The following is an 18,278-nucleotide window of genomic DNA, read 5'->3' as shown; positions in this document are numbered from 1 at the left end:
GACCAAATTCAACATTCAAAACACAACTAACATTCAATTCATAAAACCCGCACTAAGATAAACAGCTCACAACAATATTCTTATAGCCAAAGCAATTAAGTCCGAATAATCATCAACCAACAAGAGTAACCATCTCTCTATTCCGTTTCTAGATATCCGAAAAATGACATACTGTTAATGTGAAGCCTTATCTTATATCTAAAATCCTTAAAAAATAGTCGTCACAAACCTACTTTAACAAACATAAAAGTCAAATTTAATACTTGTAACAAAAAATAACGACATAAATACTAACCTCAAATATAACACATAAAAAAAAGTACTAAATATTAATAGTGTAAAACAAACTACACATACTCTAAAAACTCACTACCAAATACCACATTTCTCACATCCATTCTAAAAGCACAATTATTTCTAATAACACAACCTTAAAAAAGTTCACCCCACTGATCTGGCTAATTATTTTTTTACATCAAGGGTTACAGAGATGCCTTACATAAAATTGAGATTATCCTATTACATCGCCAAATCACCATAACAAAAACACTATTGATTGACAAGACAAACAACAATCGATTAATAGTAAAAAACATATCATTTCAGTTATATGAATTACACCATAACGGAAAAAATTAATTACATCTCAAAACAAACCTTATTAGCTAACTTAACTCACAGTTAGATGCGACCAAAAAACAAACCTTCTAAGAAACAAAATGATAAAAGCTTTCCGTTTTACTGCTACATAATTATCATTCCTCCTACCTTAAATCAGCAATGCTAATTCCTACAACTAGACAAAAATTAAACTAGAAATCATATTTCCTCTATAAATCACAACCTCCTACTTTTCACTAAAGCAAAAAACACGACAAATACACAGCAACTAGTCCAACAACTTGATTTTTTTTAAACAACCCAAAATCACGATAACAAGTCACTCTAAAAGCAAAATAAAACTTCAACAGTTACCCCACTCTTCAAATCACAATTTTCCAAATAACACACTCATAACCAATACTTAATAGCTGTATAAATAAGCAGGTTTTATCTTATAAAAAATTTCTTTTAAGGCTAAATTGGCAAAAAAAGAGGTTGTTTCATAACATATACTTTCCATTGTGTTAAAATGTTAAATTTTATATTATGTTAAAAATAGGGTTTCTTTAATTAGGATACTTAACAATTAATTAAGAATTTTGTTTCACTAATTCAAAATATTTAAAAATGAAACTAAAGTTCAATGGAATCTTAGTACTATTAATAGTACTTATGGCGCAACTAACTTTTGCGCAAGAGAGAGCTGTAACAGGAGTTGTTTCTGACAATACGGGAATGCCGATACCAGGTGTAAGTGTATTAGTTAAAGGAACTAACTTTGGAACACAAACTGATTTTGACGGGAAATTTGCAATAAAAGCTAGCCCAAGTCAAATTTTAATTTTTAGCTATATTGGGATGAAATCTCAAGAAGTAAAAGCTACATCAACATCTATTAACGTTCGTTTAATAGGTACTGCTGTAGAACTTGAAGGAGTTGTAGTAACTGCATTAGGTATTAAAAGAGAAAAAAAATCTCTTGGATACTCAGCAACTACTATTAATTCAGAAGAGCTAAATAAATCTTCACAGACTAATGTGGCTGATGCATTAAAAGGAAAAGTAGCTGGTGTAACCATTTCAAGCGCTTCTACTGATCCTGGAGCTTCTTCAGGAGTAATTATTAGAGGATTTAGTAGTTTGACTGGAAACAACCAACCTCTATACGTTGTCGATGGAATTCCGATAAACAATGGATCAAGTTTTTCAAGCAGCCTGAATGGCGGTTATGACTTTGGTCGTGGGTCTGGAGATATAAATCCAGAAGATATTGAAACAATGTCTATCCTTAAAGGAGCAGCTGCAACAGCACTTTACGGATCTAGAGCAGCAAGTGGTGTAATTCTTATCACTACAAAAAAAGGAAAGACAGGTAAGTTAGCTGTAAGTTTTTCAAACGCAACTAATTTTAGTGAAATCTTAAGAACACCAAAATACCAAGATCAATTTGGTCAAGGTTGGGATGGACAACATTTCCTAGGAGAAAATGGATCTTGGGGACCAAAATTTGATGGTGAAATTAGAACATGGGGTAATGTTGTAGACAATTCTCAAAAAATTAAACCTTACTCTTTCCAAAAAGATCAACTTGAAAACTTTTTCGAAACTGGAGTAAGTCAATTAAACACTTTATCTATCTCAGGAGGATCTCAAGATTCGTCAGTAAGATTGTCTTATTCGAATTCGCAACAAGACGGAATTATACCTACTGATGCTGATCAATTTGAAAGAAACACATTAGGTTTATCTGGAAGCTCAAAAGTAAAGAACGTAACTATTTCAGGATCGTTAAACTATGTTAATACAGGCGGAAGCGCTGTAGCTACAGGACAAGGATTAACAGTTATGAATAACTTAATGCAAATTCCGACTGATATTCCAATCACTGAATTTAAAGACTACACTAATCCATTTAACAACGTATCAAACTACTATACTCCTTACGGCGTAACGAATCCTTACTTTACATTAAATGAAAATGGATCAAAATTTGCAAAAGAAAGAATATACGGATCGATTGAAGTAAATGCTGAAATCAACAAATGGTCAAGTTTTGTATACCGTTTTGGTTTAGATTCATCTACAGAGAGTTTAGCTCTTTGGGAAGAACGAGTAGATGCTCTACCTGGAAGCCCAAATGATGGTTCTTCTACGGAACAACCAGGTTCGTATGCAGAATCTAAGTCTGTTACAAAACAGATTAATCATGAGCTTTTATATAATCTAAACTTCGAACTTTCAAAAGATTTAGAATTACAATCTTCTTTTGGATTCAACATGAATCAAAGAACAGGTAGTTCAATTTCTGGAAGTGTTGGAAGTCAAGATATTGCTGGGTTTCATTCATTTGACAATTCGACAGAAAATGCTACTGCATCTTCTTCTAGATCTGAGAGAAAACTTTACGGAGTATACAACAGCACATCTTTATCATTTAAAAACCAATTGTTTTTAACTGGAACTTTACGTAATGACTGGTATTCAACTTTACCTGAAGGAAATCGATCAGTATTATACGGAGGAATCAATGCGAGTTGGGCTTTCACAGATACTTTTCCAGAAATCAAGAATGTTGTAAATTTTGGTAAATTAAGAGCTAACTACGGTGAAACAGGAGTTGATACAGATCCATACGCAGTATTGCCAGTATTTGTAAAAGGAGACGTAGGTCTAGGTTTTGGAAGCTTAACATACCCTTTCAACGGAGTAAACGGATATGAAGTAGGTAATAGAGCTGCAAATCCAGATTTAAAACCAGAAAGAAGAAAAGAATTTGAATTTGGTATTGAAGCTTCTTTTTTCAAAAATTTCCTTTCTATAGATTTATCTTACTACGACTCAAAAGTTGTTAATCAGATTATCTCATTGCCACTTGCAGCAACTACTGGTTACACTTCGCAAACGGCTAACGTTGGAACAATTTCTAACAAAGGTTTTGAGGGGTTAGTTACTTTTAACTTTTTCCAACCAAAAAACAATAGTTTTGGATGGTCAACAACTGTAAACTACGCAAAAAACAACTCTATCTTAGAGAAGTTAGATCCTAGATTAGGTCAACTTAATTTAGGTGGATTGAGCACTACAGCGTTTATAGCGCAACAAGGATCACCAATAGGACTACTTCAGGGTAACGTAGCTTTGACTGATCCCAACGGAAACATTGTAGTCGATGCAAATGGAATACCGATTACTTCTCCGAACAAAGAAGTTTATGGAGATACTCAATATGATTATACAATGGGTATTGGAAACTCTTTAAGCTATAAAAATATAACTTTAGATTTTTCATTTGATATCCGTCAAGGTGGTTTAATGTATTCTAGAACAGCTGATATCACAAGATTTACTGGTAACTCGATTACTACTACTTACGAGAACAACAGACAACCATTCCTGGTACCTGGATCTGTAACTCAAGCAACAGCTGCTGACGGAACAGTTTCGTATTCTCCTAATACTACGCCTGTAGATATTGAACATCAAGATGATTACTACAGAGCAACCGCTCTAGATAGAGCTAATGTAATTGACAAATCTTTTGTAAAATTAAGAGAAGTTGTAATTGGATACCAACTTCCAAAAAAATTATTAGGATCTTCTCCACTACAATCACTTGGTTTTTCAGTAGTAGGAAGAAATTTATTCTTATGGACTCCTAGTAGCAACCAATACATCGATCCAGAAACTTCAACATTTGGTACAGATATTAGTGGCCAATTTGGTGAATTTAGTGCTAACCCTTCAACTAGAAGTATCGGTTTTAGTGTAAAAGCAAACTTTTAATAAAGAAACAATATGAAAAATATATCTAAAATATTACTAATAATCTTTTCGTTTGGAGCTTTAACCTCTTGCGAACAAGATTTAGATGTGAATACAAACCCTAACACTCCCGATGCAATCACACCAGACTTAGCTCTTGCATCTGCAGAAGCATCTCTGATAGCAATGACTGGTGGAGAGTTAGCAAACATGGGAGGTTTTTATGCCCAGTATCACACTCAAGCACCAAGTGCTGGTCAATACGATGCTATTGACGAATACAATCTTCCTACTACTTTTGGAAACAGAGCGTGGGATGAACTTTACTCAGGATGTTTAAATGATTTACAGTTTGTGATTACTGAGTCAGAATTACAAGGAAACACAGGAAAAGTTTTGATCGCTAAACTTCTTCAATCATACACCTACCAAGTGTTAGTAGATGTGTTCGGTGACGTTCCTTATACTGAAGCATTAGCTGGTGTTACAAACATCAACCCTAAAGTTACACCTGGAGATGAAATCTATACTGATTTAATCAATACAATCAATACCGCAGTTGCGAACTACAATGCAAATCCTGTTCCATCTGCTTTTGGAACACAAGATGTTATCTACCAAGGAGACATGACAAACTGGCTTAAATTTGCTAACACTCTTAAATTAAAGATTTATATGCGTATGGCGTATACATCTTTAGCTAATCCAGCAGCAGTTAGAGCTTTATTAGCCGAAAACAACTTTGTAACAGCTGATGCAAAATTTGCAAATTTTGGTACACAAATTTCACAACGTAATCCATTTTTCGAGGTGAATTTATCATCATCTCCAGGTCTTGGTGACATCAACCACGTTGCAAGTAATACATTAATGCAGTTTTACGAACAAAACAGTGACCCGAGAAGAAATGCAGTATATAGAGCTTCATCAACTGGAACTTATGCATCACTAGACCAAGGGAACGGAGCAGCTTTTAATAACACTGCCCCAAGCTATGCTAGACCAAATGTTACTGCACAAACTCCAGTCTACTTAATAACAGTAGCTGAGAGCAATTTCTTGCAAGCAGAGGCATTAATCCGCTATTCTGCACAAGCAGGCGCAAAAGCGAAGTATGATTTAGGTGTTGCTAGTTCTTTTTCAACTTATGGCCTACCTACTGCAAGTGCTACTGCACTAACTGCTACAGGTGCAGTATATGAGTTCATCACTGGGCTTGCTACTGAGCAAGCTGTAAGACAAGTAATGATTCAAAAGTGGGCAGCACTTGCTAATGTTAATAACATCGAGGCGTACATCGAAACTACAAGAACTAAATTTCCTGAAGTTGTACCATTCGGAACACAAGATTACGCAGCAGGAAACAGAATCCCTTCTCGTACCTCTATATTAACTTCTAACAGTGTTCCAAGTATTTTATTCTATCCACAAAACGAAATTGATAGAAACACAAATATTACTCAAAGAACATCAATCACGCAAAAAGTGTGGTGGGATCAAAAAAATTAATATAAAAAAATACGTATATGAAATACTTAAAAACAACAAAGATAGCAGCGTTAGCGGTGTTATTATTGACAATACTTTCCTGCAGCACAGAACCTGTTATTGGATCAACGGTAACCTATTTTCCTGAGATTACATTAAATGGAGCTTCAACAGTATTTGTTCCGCTAGGTTCAACTTACAATGACCCTGGTGTTACCGCAACAGTAAATGGAGCTACAGTTGAATACACTTCCACTGCAATTGGAGTAAACAGAAAATCGCCTAAATTGGATACTTCTATTCAAGATGAGTACATTCAAACTTACAAAGCCATAAATGCAGATGGATTTGCAAACACAGTTACAAGAAAAGTAATAGTTTATAAAACAGGAGATCTAGTTAATAGTATCGAAGGTGTATACACTTCAACTGTTGCTAGAAATGGTTCTACTCCTAGTGCTGCATACAGAAACATGGAATATATCTATATCTGGAAAAACACTGATGGAACTTACGAAATATCTGATGCATTTGGTGGATGGTATTCTATAGGAAGAGCTATCGCAGGAAGTAACACACCTGGTGGGAAAATAAACGCTGTAAATATCAGCACAAACACATTCACTTTCCCAGGAAACCCAATGACAAATGATTACTTCGGTTTTCCAGCAAATCTTTTATCACTTACTGTAAATCCTACAACTAAAACGTTAGTGCTTTCATGCGACTGGAATACTGGAACTGCATACGTTTTTGTATCTACTTTAACTCAAGTACAACTTTAATCAAAACAACATGAATATATTAAAAAGCAATATCAATAAAATACTTTTAGGAGTTTTTATGATAGCCACAGTAAGCTCTTGTGACAATAACGGTTATGATGATTATACAACAGTGGAAAGACCTTCAATCGAAATGAATGGTGAATGGTATATTGATATCAGCGATGCTTCAGGACTTTTAGTTCAGCATGCGCACCATGTAACTTATGATACAAATGATGGAAACAACACCATGTACATAAATGACAATAAAGATGGTTGGTGGCTAAAAGGAAAACTAAAAGTAGATACTAGCAACTTAACTTTTAGTGTAGCTGACGAAGATAATTTACTTGATCCGGGATCTACTTTTACAATTACTGAAGGAAAGATCTTGAAAAACGCCGCACACTCTAAAGGTGGAAACGTTACTGATAGTATCTATTTTAAGGGAGAATTCAGTTATGACCCAGGAAACATATTAATTTTTTCTGGTCATAAAAGAACAGGTTTCCTAGAAGACAATTACTAATATTTTAATATCAAGATTATTCAAACCACTTCGTTTATTCGGAGTGGTTTTTTTTATATATTTGCACCATGGAAAAAGAACATCAAATATTTGGGATTAGAGCAATTATCGAAGCCATCCAAGCAGGCGCAACAGTAGACAAAGTCTATATTCAAAAGGAAGCGAGTAGCGAACTGATGAAAGACTTAATGAAAGTGATGAAGCGTGGTAATATTAACTTCTCTTATGTTCCTGTTGAAAAACTAAACAGATTAACACCCAATAACCACCAAGGTGCTGTAGCGACCATCTCCCCTATCTCCTTTTTTGATTTAGAAACTTTGATTGAGTCAGTATTAGAAAACGGAAAGAAACCATTGTTTTTGGTTTTAGATCAAATTTCAGATGCTCGTAATTTTGGAGCTATAATCAGAACCGCTGAATGTACTGGTGTAAATGGAATTATAGTTCAAAAAGCAGGTTCTGCACCCGTAAATGGAGATACAGTAAAAACGTCAGCTGGAGCCGTATTTAATATTCCTATCTGTAAAGTAGAACATATTAAAGACGCCATTTTCCTTTTGCAAGCCAGTGGTATCAAAACCGTTGCTGCTACTGAAAAAACGGATAAAAATATTTATGATATCGAATTAAAAGAAGGCGTAGCCATCATCATGGGATCAGAAGACCGCGGGGTAAACCCATCGGTTTTAAAAATTGTTGATGAAAAAGCTAAACTTCCTATGTTTGGATCAATAGGATCACTAAACGTATCAGTTGCCTGCGGCGCATTTTTATACGAAGCCGTACGACAAAGGAGCTAACACTCTAAAACACACAATATTCTTAAAGGATTGAGCAACTTCTATGCTGTTCAATCCTTTTTTTTTACTTTTTTAACCGACATACTAACAATTACACCGCTATTTTAACATAATACTTTTAATACTCACAATTCAACTTCATTTTTTTATAACAACTTTCGACCACGATGTTAAAATTATCGATTTTTAACATTAAAATTGCCATTTCTCCTATTTCAAAAAACAAAATAAATTTCAAAATTAAAATCACAACACTAAAATAACCTCAATAACAATCACAAAATCAACAACTTAAAAACCAAAAACATTACTACCGCCAAAATCCGTCTCTGCCACATATATGAAAATAATTTAAATATTACAACAATTAACATTATAGTAATATTAACATTTACTTAAGATATTTGCCGCACTAATCGAAAATATTTAACAATGAGACCAAAGTTTAATCAAATTTTAATGCTTGTACTAGCATTAATTACGCAAATTACATTTGCGCAAAACAGAACTGTGAGCGGTACTGTTTCGGACAATGAGGGGCAAGCCCTAACCGGGGTAAATGTGAAAGTTAAAGGAACATCAAATGGTGTTCAAACTAATTTTGATGGAAAATACTCCATCAGTGCAAAAACAGGTGATGTTCTAGTTCTATCCTTTATTGGGTTAGATACAAAAACTATCACTGTTGACAACTCTAACACATTAAATGTTAGAATGCAATCTACAGCAGTTGCTATAGATGAAGTCGTAATTATCGCTTATGGGAAAGCTAAAAAAGCTTCTTACACGGGATCTGCAACGACTATTAAATCACAAGATATTGAAAACAGAGCTGTTACCAATGTACTTTCAGGAATTGAAGGAGCTGTATCAGGGGTACAAATTCAAAGTGGTTCAGGCCAACCAGGTTCTCAGCCGTCAGTTAGAATTAGAGGTTTTAGCTCTATTAGCGGTTCTAACACACCTCTTTATGTTGTTGATGGAGTTCCTTTTACAGGAGACATCAATAATATTAACGCAGCCGATGTTGCAAGCATGACAATATTAAAAGATGCAGCTTCTACCTCTTTATACGGATCTAAGGCAGCAAATGGTGTAGTAATGATTACTACAAAAAAAGGTACTTCTTCTAAAGACAAATTCAACTTCAACATGAGTACAGGTCTTTCTACAAGATCTATCCCTGAATATGATAGAGTTGACGCATTTCAATACTACCCTTTAACTTGGGAAGCTATTAGAAACAGTAGACCAATGAGCACTCCAGCATTATTAGCTACTGCAAATGCATTTGCTTCTACTAGAACTCCTATAGATTTAGTTATCAATCCTTTTAATGTTCCGAATGCAAGTTTATTTGATGCAAATGGACAATTAAATCCTGCTGCACAACTTTTATATCCAGATGATTTGGACTGGGGAAAACAACTAGAAAGAGCCGGATTAAGAAGAAACATTGATTTCTCTTACCAAGGAAAAACAGAAAGAAGTGATTATTTTGTGTCTATCGGTAACTTAAGCGAAGAAGCATCAATTCAAAACTCTGATTTCAAGAGAACGACTGCACGTTTAAATGTAAACACTAAACTAAAAGAATGGTTCAAAACAGGAGCGAATGTAGCAACTACATTTACTGATTCAAACCAAGCGGTTGACGGAGTAGCTAACACTTCATCTTTCAATAATCCATTCCGTACTATCCGTTATATGGGACCAATTTACCCTGTATTGAGTCATGATGCAACTACTGGAGCAGTAATTCTAGACGCAACTGGTAACCCAGTTTATTCTGCACTACGTGGATCAGGAGCTTCAAACGGAAGAAACGTTGTTTATGAAACTTTAAACAATGAAAATAAAGATAAAAGCTTATCATTTAATGGTCGTACTTATTTAGAAGTAAAATTCTTAAAAGACCTTAAATTCACAACCAACTTTGCATTTGATAACGCACATTTCAACAACAATGTATTTTGGAATAAACTTATTGGAGATGGAGCACCTGATGGATATGCATCACGTACTAATACTGTAACCACAGGAATCACTTTTAATCAATTACTTGATTATACTAAAAGCGTAAACAACCATAATTTTAATGCATTAGTAGGACACGAAAGTTTTGACTATGAATACAACTATATGTTTGGTTCAAAAAGAGGACAAGGTGTACCTAACAACAACGAATTCATCAACTACCTTACCGTATCTGATTTAAATTCTTACACAAGAAATTACGCAACAGAATCCTACTTCTCACGTGTAGGATATGATTATGATGAAAAATATATTTTATCTGCTTCAGTACGTAGAGACGGGTCTTCAAAATTCGCAGATGCTAACAAATGGGGTAATTTCTGGTCAGTAGGTGCCGCATGGAACTTAACTAGAGAATCATTTATTGAAAAACAAACTTGGATCAATGAATTAAAATTAAGAGCTTCATTTGGAGAAGTAGGAAATGATTCACATACAAGCTATGATGGTCTAAACTATTACATTGGCGCACCTACTTTTTCACTAGGTCTTAACAATGCTAGCGAAGTAGGAATTCTTACAAATGACCAAGGTGCTCCCAATTTAAAATGGGAAAAAAATACACAGAAAGATATCGCTATAGATTATGCTTTTTTTGGAAATAGATTGAGAGGTTCAGTAGAATACTACAATAGAAAAACAGACGGATTGATCTTTAACGTTCCTATTCCTGTTTCTTCAGGTTTAGATTCTAAAGTTGAAAACATTGGATCGATGTTTAATCAAGGAATTGAAGTTTCATTAGATGCTATGATTGTAAAAACAAAAGAATTCTCTTGGAATGTAAACATCAATGCTTCTACTATTAAAAATGAAATTACATCATTGCCGCAAAAAGAAATTATCAATGGTACTAAAAAATATGCAGTAGGAAGCTCTATTTACGACTATTGGTTGAGAACTTGGTATGGTGTAGATCCAACAGATGGATACGCTCTTTATGTAGTTGACCCTTTATTGACAACTCCTACTGACACTGATTCAAGAACAGTAAACGGAGTTAATGTTACCATCAATCAAAACAAAGCATTATACGAATACCACGGTACTTCATTACCTGATTTGTTTGGTAGTTTTACTAATACTTTTAAAGTAGGTGGTTTCCAAATGGATGTTTTAATGACGTACCAATTAGGAGGAAAAATTTATGACTCGAACTACGCTGCATTAATGCATTCAGGTAACAATTACGGATCTGCTTTACATACAGACATTTTGGACAGATGGCAAAAACCAGGTGACATCACAGATGTTCCTGTAATGAATATCTCTAGAAACACACAAAACTCAGCAGCTTCAAATCGTTGGTTAGTTGATTCTGATTACTTATCATTAAGACAAGTATCTTTATCTTACAACTTACCAAAAGACCTTATTTCGAAATTACAAATTGATGGAGCTAAGTTTTATGTTAATGGCGAAAACTTAAAATTATTCGCCAAAAGAGACGGTATGGACCCTCAAGCGACTTTTAATGGAACTACTCAAAATAGATTCTCACCATCTAGAACTATTTCATTAGGAATCAATTTAAACTTTTAATACAATATCATGAAAACACTTAACAAAACAATTTTATTGGTGGTATTATCGATACTGTCATTAAGCTCGTGTTCGGAAGATTTCTTAGTAAAGAAACCAACTGAGTTTGTTGATTACGCATCAGCAACTTCTACAACAGCCAATTTATTCTCTTTATTAAACGGAATCCATAGATCATTGTATATCAGATATGAAGGACAAAATGAAACTGGGATTGCTGGATGTATGCAACAAATAGATATTGCAGGAGAAGATCTTGTTTTTCCAATATCAAACGGATGGTTTTTACAAGTTTATAACTGGAATGGTTTAAGCAATGAAAATTCGCAAGATGTTGCTTTTCCATACAGAACTTTTTATAGAATCAACAGAAATGCTAACACAATATTAGAGAATGTAGATGTTGCTACTGGATCAGATGCTGATAAAAAAATAATAAAAGGACAAGCTTTATTATATCGTGCATTTTCACATTTCCAATTAGTACAATTGTACGGAAAACGTTACGACGCTACTGCAATACCTAATAGTCAATTAGGAATACCTTTAGTATTAAGCGTATCAAATGAGCAATTACCAAGATCAACTGTAGAGGAAGTTTACACTCAAATCAATAAAGACATTGATGATGCATTAGTACTACTAGTTGGATACACAAAGCCTAACAATTCTCATTTAGATTTAAGAGTAGCTCAAGGATTAAAAGCACGTGTCGCTTTAGTTCAACAAAACTGGCCAGTTGCAGCAGCTAATGCAGCACTTGCAAGAGCAGGTAAATCTTTAATGAGCAATACAGCTTATGTTTCAGGATTTAACTCATACACAAATTCAGAATGGATGTGGGGAAGTTATGTAAACGAACTACAATCGGAGTCATTTGCTAACTTTGGTGCTTATATGTCTCGTAATTACAGTTCAACTGTAATTCGTTCTTGTCCAAAAGCAATTTTTAACAAACTATGGGATCAATTTCCGTCTACAGATGTACGTACTACAATCTTTAGTAAAACAGGGCAACACCCAAATATTACTTTGGTTTCAACTGCAGTAAAATTCCCTTATACTAGCCAGAAATTCCTTTCGGTAAGTACTGGTGATAGTAGATGTGATGTTCCTTATATGCGTATCGCTGAAATGTACCTTATTGAAGCTGAAGCAAAAGCGAAGATGAACGATGCTACAGCTGCTACAGCTTTATTTACTTTAATTTCAAATAGAAACCCTGCCTATGTAAAATCTACAGCTACTGGTCAAGCTTTAGTAAACGAAATTCACTTACACAGAAGACTTGAGTTATGGGGTGAAGGATTTAGATTTTACGATCTAAAAAGAACTAACTCTGCTTTAGATAGAGTTGGTCCTACTACGGTTCCTGCTACTACATCGAATCACATTTCTTCAGTTGCTCAAGTATTGAGTATTCCTGCTGGTGATAAAAGATGGCAATGGCTTTTCCCTAGAGCGGAAATAAATTCAAACCCAAACATCGAACAAAACCCAAATTAATATTTAGATTGAATTAGTTAAAAATCCCGAATGCGCAAGCAAACGGGATTTTTTATTTTAAGTACTACCGAAATCAGACGCTCTACTATCCTATTAGAACTAATTTATAAAACCTAGTCGTCCTCCTTTTTTTCTATAATTGTATAAACCACGGCATCGTTAGAATTAAAATACGGCAGCTCTACCTCCTCCTCAACTATAGGTGGCAGATTAACAAAATTCCCATTTTCGTCAAAGCGTTGCAAAAACTTATCTTCTATAGGATCAAAGTCAGGTTTCTCCCAATCGTATTTTAGTTCCTTTTTATACTCCGGAGTTTTATAAATAAATGAAAGAGCAAAACCAGTTATCAATCCTGCCAAATGTCCTTCCCAAGAAATGGAATTATCTACTTCTGGAAAAACATACCAGAGCATCCCTCCATATAACATAATCACCGTTAATGATAGCGCTATCAAACGGTAATATTTTGTAAGTAGTCCTTTAAAAAAAATAAAACTAACCAGAACATAGATTAAACCACTAGCACCAATATGGTAGTTCTCCCTTCCGATTATCCATGTCAGTAAACCCGAAAATATAATCCCAAAACCTATTACAGAAAAAGATTGTTTTGCATAGAAAAACTGCAATGCAGCCAACAATGCTAGTAAAGGAATTGAATTATTATAAAGGTGATTGAGATCTGAATGTATAAACGGACTAAAAATAATTCCCTGCAATCCAGAAAAGGTTCTGGGTAATATTCCATTCTTACCGAAATCAAAACCAAATCGAATCTCTAACCAATATACAAACCACAGGAACAATACAAAGAAGAGTGGCAGCCCAATTACGGAATTGCTGAATTTAAAATGTTTGTCCATTAGTATCAATTTTGAATTTTGGTTAGCTCTTTTGATTAGAAATAAGCTATCGCAAAAATTTATCCAGATGCAATTTAATGCTATTTTGTCAGTATCAATAAATAGTTGGTACAAAAACTACTAGCCCAGATAGAAGTGGAAATCCTTTTTATTTCATTTTTTTTTAAAATGGAATAAAAAGATTGTAGCGGATAGCTGGAAATGGCTCCAAAAAAAAAATCTCGATTCAAAAGTAGAACTATAAAAATACAGTAATTTTACATTTCTTAAACTGAATTTAGGATGACGATTAATGAATATGCAATTCAGATTCAATACAACACATGGAAGCACCTTTAGCAGAACGCATACGCCCACAAAAACTAGAAGATTATATAAGTCAAGCCCATCTTATAGGTCCTAACGGATCGTTGACCCAACAAATCGCCAAAGGGATTATTCCCTCACTGATATTGTGGGGACCTCCGGGAACGGGTAAAACTACTTTGGCACAAATTATAGCTCAAGAATCAAAACGACCATTTTATATATTGAGCGCCATCAATTCTGGAGTAAAAGACATTCGAGACGTTATTGATAAAGCAAAACAAAGTGGCGGTCTTTTTACAACAAAAAATCCAATTTTATTTATTGATGAGATCCATCGATTTAGCAAATCCCAACAAGACTCCCTTTTAGCTGCAGTTGAAAAAGGTTGGATTACTCTAATAGGTGCAACTACAGAAAACCCCAGTTTTGAAGTAATCCCTGCTTTATTGTCTCGTTGTCAAGTTTATATATTGAATGCGTTCACAAAACAGGATTTAGAGTCCTTATTACAACGCGCATTAAAAAAAGACAGCTTTTTAATGTCTAAAAATATTAAATTAAAGGAAACAGAGGCGTTATTGCGTCTTTCTGGAGGTGACGGACGAAAACTATTGAATATTTTCGAACTTGTCGTAAACGCCTCTGCTGAAGACGAAATAACAATCACAAACGATCGTGTTTTTCAACTTGTTCAAAAAAACACAGTATTGTATGACAAAAGTGGTGAACAACATTATGATATCGTATCAGCATTTATAAAATCTATTCGTGGAAGCGATCCAAATGGAGCCGTTTACTGGCTAGCCAGAATGATTGAAGGTGGTGAAGATGTAAAATTCATCGCCCGAAGAATGTTAATTCTATCTAGTGAAGACATTGGCAACGCTAACCCAACGGCTTTTATAATGGCTAACAATACCTTTCAGGCTGTCGCTACAATTGGATATCCCGAAAGCAGAATTATATTAAGCCAATGCGCCATCTATTTAGCAACGTCCCCTAAAAGCAATGCTTCTTATATGGCTATTGGGACTGCACAACAAATTGTAAAACAAACAGGTGATTTATCTGTCCCTATACATTTGCGAAATGCGCCTACCAAATTAATGAAAGAATTAGGCTATGGTGACGAGTACAAGTATTCGCATGATTATGCCAATAATTTTGCAGAACAGGAGTTTCTCCCTGATGAGTTAAGTAATAAAGCAATATATGTCCCTGGCAACAATTCTCGTGAGAATACAACTCGAGAATTTTTGAAAAATCGCTGGAAAAACAAATACGGCTACTAAACAAAAAAGCAGCTTATTCGTTAGGAATAAGCTGCTTTTTTGTTTAATCCAATAAATTAATTCATACTAGAATTTAACTTCTATTTTCTCTGAATACAAAGTTCCGTCTTTGTAATATTCAAAAAACCATTGTTTGTCCTTTAATACTAAAACTCCATTAGTCCCGTCTTTTTCAGCAATAAAATTAGACTCATTTGAAGTTTTATAAACCTTCATCACCACTTTTGGCGTACTGTCAACTAATTGATATCCGTTAGCTATTGGTTGTGCATACAAAGCACTTGAACTTTGAACTGAAACTTTTGGTGCAACTACAGTGCTTGGATTAACTTTTTCTAAGACAGTAGCAACTTCTTTTACCACAACCGTATTAGATTGTTCCTTAATAGGAGTCACAGTTTTTTTAATCTCTTTTACTGACCCAGCATATTTATAATTTAAGCCTTCAATTGAAACAAAAGCCTTGTTTAAAGCTTCACTATATGCAAGCTGATAATCCTTTTCTTTACTCACGCCTGTTTCCGATTGATAAACAACTTTACCATAACAATCTTTAAAAATAGCGTGTAATTTTGTTGTCAAAAAAGATTTTTCTTTGATTACTTCAAAAGAAAGTAAGTCACATTTCTCAGTAGTTACAGCTAAATGCTCATTTTCATAATACGCCTCAAAACCTGCTTTGTTAAGGTTAAACTTAGACAATGTAGCCAAACGATATTGATTTTCTGACTTCATAAATTCATATTTCAAAGGGATAATTACATACTTGTAATTATTAATCGATTGTGAAAAACCGTATGTAGAGATCAATGCAACAAGTAATAATAATATTTTTTTCATAATTTATAAATAATTTTTTAATTCTAATAAATGGTTAATTTGTTTTATATGTTTTCCAACAGGACTAGGTGTTTCATTAAAAAAAATGGCATCTAATCCAATATCTAAAGCACCTTGCACATCCGCTTCTATCGAATCTCCTATCATAATACTATTTTCTTTTTTGGCTTTAGCTAAATCTAATGCATACTCAAAAATGATAGGATTGGGTTTTTTAACTCCCGCCATTTCTGAATTAGTAACGGTATCAAAATAACTCACCAATTTTGAATTGCTAATCTTTCTATGCTGAACATCAGCAAAACCATTAGTAATAATATGAAGCTTGTACTTTTGATTTAAATAATCCAAAATTTCAAATGCGCCGTCAAAAAGATGATTATTATCCGGTAAAAAGTGAATGTATTCATCAGCAATCAAATCGATGTCTTTATCTGATATATCATAATTCAATGCATCAAATGATTGTTTCAATCTGTTATAACGTAATTCTTTATGTGAAATTTTATCATACTGGAATAATTTCCAACACGCTTGATTTATGGGCACATATTTCCCAATAAAAGTCTTTATTTCAATGGATGGATGACTTTTACTAAATATCTTTTCAAAAGTGATTTCAGAATTTTTATCAAAATCCCAAAGGGTATGATCTAAATCAAAAAAAACATCTCTTATATTATCAATCTTCATTATATTTTTAATTTATTATTAAAAAATTCCCTCATCAACAAAACTATAATAACTGGTTTCTGTAACAATTAAATGATCTAAAACTTTAATCTCTAAACTGTCACCAGCTATTTTTAATTTTTTTGTTATTTGTTTGTCGGCATCACTAGGAATCAATGTTCCAGAAGGATGGTTGTGACATAAAATTAAAGCTGTGGCCCCTATTTCAAGTGCATTTTTAAAGACCAATCGCACATCAACCAAAGTGCCAGTTATACCACCTTTACTTAATTGGGATTTTGAAAGTACTTTATTAGAATTGTTCAAATAAACGATCCAAAATTCCTCGTGCGCTAACTCTCCAATGACTGGCTGCATCAATTCAAATATCGCTTTACTCGAAGTAATTTTCACTAATTCTAAAGCATCTTCGGTTCTTCGGCGTCTTCCTAGTTCAAGAGCGGCAATAATAGAAATGGCCTTTGCCTCCCCTATTCCTTTGAACTCCATCAATCGTGAAATTGTCAGTTTTCCTAAAGCATTCAAGTTATTATTTACGCTTTTTAAAATGCGCTTACTCAACTCAACCGCTGATTCATTTCGACTTCCTGAACCAATCAAAATGGCAATTAATTCTGCGTCACTAAGAGCACTCTTGCCTTTGAGCATCAGTTTTTCACGTGGCTTATCGTCTTCGGACCAATGCGTAATGGGAAAATTATTTTGCTCCACGTTTAAAAGATTTAAATTAATCCAAATGCCAACGCTCATTAATACTTTAAACCCAATATTTAAATTGAACTTAAATCTGTTTTTGCATACAAATACTATTTTTCAATCCTACATACGGTCCATAATTCTCCGTGATAACATAAGCCGCTTTTTGATACATTCTAATAGCCGCTTCTTGCTTATATAATGTCTCTAAAACCGAAACTGTAAACCCTAATTCCTTCGCCCAAGATTCCAATTCCCGTAACATCAACTGTGCCAATCTTTTGCCACGATTATCAACAGAAACAAACATACGTTTTATTTCAATTGTATTTCGATCATATTTCTTAAAACAAGAGCAAGCAACAGCCACATCGTCAAGATATACAATCACTACATTAGGGTTCAACTCTATGATATTATTCCCCCAATAATTTGATTTTAATTCAGGGTACGCTTCCCACAAACTTTTATCCAAAGCACTAACTAATGAAACAAAATCATGATTCTCACTAGTAGTTCTTATGATTTTTATTTGATCCTCCATT

The 18,278-nt window shown here is 34.0% G+C and carries 13 protein-coding genes; 8 read left to right on the top strand and 5 right to left on the bottom strand.

What is annotated here, in order from left to right; translation table 11 throughout:
* Positions 1-1,230: 1,230 nt before the first annotated feature.
* The 7 genes from BLV91_RS05150 to BLV91_RS05120 all read left to right on the top strand — a co-directional run bounded on the left by BLV91_RS05150 (position 1,231) and on the right by BLV91_RS05120 (position 13,037).
* Positions 1,231-4,386 carry a SusC/RagA family TonB-linked outer membrane protein gene (locus BLV91_RS05150; RefSeq protein WP_245709611.1) on the top strand — a complete coding sequence of 1,052 codons (3,156 nt, stop codon included), beginning with the start codon at positions 1,231-1,233 and terminating at the stop codon, positions 4,384-4,386.
* A 12-nt stretch (positions 4,387-4,398) separates the two neighbouring features.
* Positions 4,399-5,874 (top strand): SusD/RagB family nutrient-binding outer membrane lipoprotein, encoded by a 1,476-nt coding sequence (locus tag BLV91_RS05145; protein WP_091430419.1) that lies wholly within the window; start codon positions 4,399-4,401, stop codon positions 5,872-5,874.
* A gap of 17 nt (positions 5,875-5,891) precedes the next feature.
* Positions 5,892-6,638, top strand: coding sequence for an immunoglobulin-like domain-containing protein (locus tag BLV91_RS05140; protein ID WP_091430417.1), 747 nt, complete (start codon positions 5,892-5,894; stop codon positions 6,636-6,638).
* A 10-nt stretch (positions 6,639-6,648) separates the two neighbouring features.
* Positions 6,649-7,149, top strand: a complete 501-nt coding sequence (locus BLV91_RS05135; RefSeq protein WP_091430413.1) for a lipid-binding protein — start codon at positions 6,649-6,651, stop codon at positions 7,147-7,149.
* 68 nt (positions 7,150-7,217) lie between these two features.
* Complete coding sequence (rlmB, locus tag BLV91_RS05130) at positions 7,218-7,952, top strand: 23S rRNA (guanosine(2251)-2'-O)-methyltransferase RlmB (RefSeq protein WP_091430411.1); 735 nt, start codon at positions 7,218-7,220, stop codon at positions 7,950-7,952.
* A 432-nt stretch (positions 7,953-8,384) separates the two neighbouring features.
* Positions 8,385-11,531, top strand: a complete 3,147-nt coding sequence (locus tag BLV91_RS05125; RefSeq protein ID WP_091430410.1) for a SusC/RagA family TonB-linked outer membrane protein — start codon at positions 8,385-8,387, stop codon at positions 11,529-11,531.
* A 9-nt stretch (positions 11,532-11,540) separates the two neighbouring features.
* Positions 11,541-13,037, top strand: coding sequence for a RagB/SusD family nutrient uptake outer membrane protein (locus BLV91_RS05120; RefSeq protein WP_091430408.1), 1,497 nt, complete (start codon positions 11,541-11,543; stop codon positions 13,035-13,037).
* A gap of 113 nt (positions 13,038-13,150) precedes the next feature.
* Here the strand turns inward: BLV91_RS05120 and BLV91_RS05115 are convergent, their stop codons facing one another.
* Positions 13,151-13,903 carry a rhomboid family intramembrane serine protease gene (locus BLV91_RS05115; RefSeq protein WP_091430786.1) on the bottom strand — a complete coding sequence of 251 codons (753 nt, stop codon included), beginning with the start codon at positions 13,901-13,903 and terminating at the stop codon, positions 13,151-13,153.
* 323 nt (positions 13,904-14,226) lie between these two features.
* On the opposite strand from BLV91_RS05115, the gene BLV91_RS05110 reads away from it, so the two are divergent.
* The gene (locus BLV91_RS05110) at positions 14,227-15,504 is read left to right on the top strand and encodes a replication-associated recombination protein A (protein ID WP_091430406.1); all 1,278 of its coding nucleotides are present in this window, start codon (positions 14,227-14,229) and stop codon (positions 15,502-15,504) included.
* A gap of 66 nt (positions 15,505-15,570) precedes the next feature.
* On the opposite strand, the gene BLV91_RS05105 is transcribed toward BLV91_RS05110, so the two are convergent.
* From BLV91_RS05105 to BLV91_RS05090, 4 genes are read right to left on the bottom strand one after another with little or no spacing between them, the layout of a single operon-like run.
* Positions 15,571-16,344 (bottom strand): hypothetical protein, encoded by a 774-nt coding sequence (locus BLV91_RS05105; protein WP_091430404.1) that lies wholly within the window; start codon positions 16,342-16,344, stop codon positions 15,571-15,573.
* 3 nt (positions 16,345-16,347) lie between these two features.
* Positions 16,348-17,037 carry a YjjG family noncanonical pyrimidine nucleotidase gene (locus BLV91_RS05100; RefSeq protein WP_091430402.1) on the bottom strand — a complete coding sequence of 230 codons (690 nt, stop codon included), beginning with the start codon at positions 17,035-17,037 and terminating at the stop codon, positions 16,348-16,350.
* Positions 17,038-17,055: 18 nt separating this feature from the next.
* Entirely contained in the window at positions 17,056-17,787 is a 732-nt protein-coding gene (radC, locus tag BLV91_RS05095) for a RadC family protein (RefSeq protein ID WP_245709610.1), read from the bottom strand.
* Between the two features lie 31 nt (positions 17,788-17,818).
* On the bottom strand, positions 17,819-18,277 hold the full coding sequence (locus BLV91_RS05090) for a GNAT family N-acetyltransferase (protein WP_091430400.1): 459 nt from the start codon (positions 18,275-18,277) through the stop codon (positions 17,819-17,821).
* Position 18,278 lies beyond the last annotated feature (1 nt).

Source organism: Flavobacterium degerlachei (genome assembly GCF_900106645.1).
GTDB classification, from domain to species: domain Bacteria; phylum Bacteroidota; class Bacteroidia; order Flavobacteriales; family Flavobacteriaceae; genus Flavobacterium; species Flavobacterium degerlachei.
This window is presented reverse-complemented; position numbering and strand designations above follow the sequence as displayed.

Coding starts and splice junctions, on each gene's coding strand:
- BLV91_RS05150 (WP_245709611.1), top strand. CDS start 1,231: ATGAAACTAAAGTTCAATGGAATCTTAGTACTATTAATAGTACTTATG.
- BLV91_RS05145 (WP_091430419.1), top strand. CDS start 4,399: ATGAAAAATATATCTAAAATATTACTAATAATCTTTTCGTTTGGAGCT.
- BLV91_RS05140 (WP_091430417.1), top strand. CDS start 5,892: ATGAAATACTTAAAAACAACAAAGATAGCAGCGTTAGCGGTGTTATTA.
- BLV91_RS05135 (WP_091430413.1), top strand. CDS start 6,649: ATGAATATATTAAAAAGCAATATCAATAAAATACTTTTAGGAGTTTTT.
- rlmB (WP_091430411.1), top strand. CDS start 7,218: ATGGAAAAAGAACATCAAATATTTGGGATTAGAGCAATTATCGAAGCC.
- BLV91_RS05125 (WP_091430410.1), top strand. CDS start 8,385: ATGAGACCAAAGTTTAATCAAATTTTAATGCTTGTACTAGCATTAATT.
- BLV91_RS05120 (WP_091430408.1), top strand. CDS start 11,541: ATGAAAACACTTAACAAAACAATTTTATTGGTGGTATTATCGATACTG.
- BLV91_RS05115 (WP_091430786.1), bottom strand. CDS start 13,903: ATGGACAAACATTTTAAATTCAGCAATTCCGTAATTGGGCTGCCACTC.
- BLV91_RS05110 (WP_091430406.1), top strand. CDS start 14,227: ATGGAAGCACCTTTAGCAGAACGCATACGCCCACAAAAACTAGAAGAT.
- BLV91_RS05105 (WP_091430404.1), bottom strand. CDS start 16,344: ATGAAAAAAATATTATTATTACTTGTTGCATTGATCTCTACATACGGT.
- BLV91_RS05100 (WP_091430402.1), bottom strand. CDS start 17,037: ATGAAGATTGATAATATAAGAGATGTTTTTTTTGATTTAGATCATACC.
- radC (WP_245709610.1), bottom strand. CDS start 17,787: ATGAGCGTTGGCATTTGGATTAATTTAAATCTTTTAAACGTGGAGCAA.
- BLV91_RS05090 (WP_091430400.1), bottom strand. CDS start 18,277: ATGGAGGATCAAATAAAAATCATAAGAACTACTAGTGAGAATCATGAT.